2 protein-coding genes are annotated in these 1,761 nt (G+C 29.2%); both read right to left on the bottom strand.

All coding sequences use genetic code 11. The annotated features are described in order from the left end of the window. Positions 1 to 229: 229 nt before the first annotated feature. Entirely contained in the window at positions 230 to 739 is a 510-nt protein-coding gene (locus Q4548_RS16580) for an SLATT domain-containing protein (protein ID WP_303457124.1), read from the bottom strand. Position 740: 1 nt separating this feature from the next. Further along, entirely contained in the window at positions 741 to 1,646 is a 906-nt protein-coding gene (locus Q4548_RS16575) for a hypothetical protein (protein ID WP_303457122.1), read from the bottom strand. Positions 1,647 to 1,761: the final 115 nt, after the last annotated feature.

Genomic DNA, 1,761 nt, shown 5'->3' with positions numbered 1-1,761 from the left:
CAGGGTTGTTTGTGTTTACTTTCCATAAGTGACTAATATTTGATGAATTTTTAGTCAACCTATTTCAGGATTTTACATTTTTTTAATGACGCACAACGGTCTTGTGTATGGTTAGTTGCGTGTTTTAAGCACTAAAGTTAGCAAATAAACACAGATAGAAAGTCCGCGAGGACTTTCGTAAATTGGCTAAAAACCAGCAATTAATTATACACGTTGTTAGCTGTAGTTTTTATTCCTCAATAGTTTCTAAAAAACTTAATTCTTCTGGATATTTTTTCAAATCTTTGACGGTTTTCTTACCCTTTTTAAATTTTCGATTACTTACGTAAACGGATTTTAAATCAGCCCATTCGTTTTTTATTATTTCTATTTCTCGATTTCTATTTTCATTTGTCATATTAGTATTTAAAATTAACTCAATACTATGTCTCATTTTCTCATAATTGAAACCTATGCGTTTATGATTTTCCGCTTTTTCACTTGGTTTTAAAAATGTTTGAAGACCAGTTAAAATTGCCACAATTAATAAGATAAATGGAAATAAATAATCTTGAACCCAAGGAATATCAATCTTTGGAAATCGATAAGAAAACGCTACAATAGTTGAAATTATAAAAGCACTAATCCCAATCCATTTTTCAAAAGTTGACCAAAATATTGATTGATAACAATGAGCGTATTCTAACTGATGAATTTTTCTCATCCAATCTAATAACATTCTTCTTAGGCTCTCATCCATATTATATTTGGGTATTAATTTTGTTCAATAATTCTGTTGGGTCGATAATCATTTTTCGATTAATCTCCGATTCTGAAATATGTTTAGGTCCAATCACAATAGATTTATCTAATCCGTTTTTCCCTGTAAAAGAAAAGAACGTAGCAGAAGGTAAAGGTGAATTTGTATGACCTGATTTATGTAATTTTCCGGCATCTATTTTATAATTTCCGTTTTTGAAATGTATTTCTTCGGATGTTTGATAAAGTTCTATATCGATTTTTTCATTTACAGCTTTGGACGTGTGTTGGTTTACTTCGTTTAATGAATCGTTATAAACTACTTTGAAAAAAGAGTGTTTAGAATTCTTTGAGTTAATATTATAATCAAATCTGTTATTAATTATTTCCCCCGTTATTACCCAACTTTCAGCAAAAAATGTATGGGTATGAATTGAAAAGTTCTCACACTTTTCTGTATCAATATATTGATTTAAAGAATCGTCCCAAATGTGTAATCTAATGAAATCAAAGCTTTCTAACGATTCATCAAATTTATATAACGGAATTGACAAAAACCCTTGTGAACCGATTGATGAAATTGTGTATTTTATTGGAATAATTTTGATTGATTTTGAAATTAGTTCCCAAACGAACTTTATATCTAATTTTTGCTTGTTTTCTCTACAGTAAATTATTTCCCTAACTCCAATAAGCCTACAAACTATAGATTTTACGTAAATATCTGTCTCTTTTTTGATTAGACTTATAAGTTTATCAATTGAGACTATTTTTGAATCTAAATAGATTAGCTCACAAATATCATTTTTAGACTTTATAATAGCTTTAAATTCCTCTCCGTATCCTTTGAGTAAAGGTTCGTAAAAAGTTTTAAATTCTTTTTCGCTAATATCTTTGTTTTGATTCATTAATTAGTTCGTTTTCAGTTTCGTGGCAAATTACAGCTAACGGTTTTGGCTAGGCTTTGTGCGGGAAGAAAATCGGCAAGATTTTCGAACACGTACTAAGCCGAAGCTTTTTGTT

The sequence above is a fragment of the Wenyingzhuangia sp. 2_MG-2023 genome (assembly GCF_030548295.1).
Classification (GTDB): domain Bacteria; phylum Bacteroidota; class Bacteroidia; order Flavobacteriales; family Flavobacteriaceae; genus Wenyingzhuangia.
This window is presented reverse-complemented; position numbering and strand designations above follow the sequence as displayed.

Coding starts and splice junctions, on each gene's coding strand:
- Q4548_RS16580 (WP_303457124.1), bottom strand. CDS start 739: ATGGATGAGAGCCTAAGAAGAATGTTATTAGATTGGATGAGAAAAATT.
- Q4548_RS16575 (WP_303457122.1), bottom strand. CDS start 1,646: ATGAATCAAAACAAAGATATTAGCGAAAAAGAATTTAAAACTTTTTAC.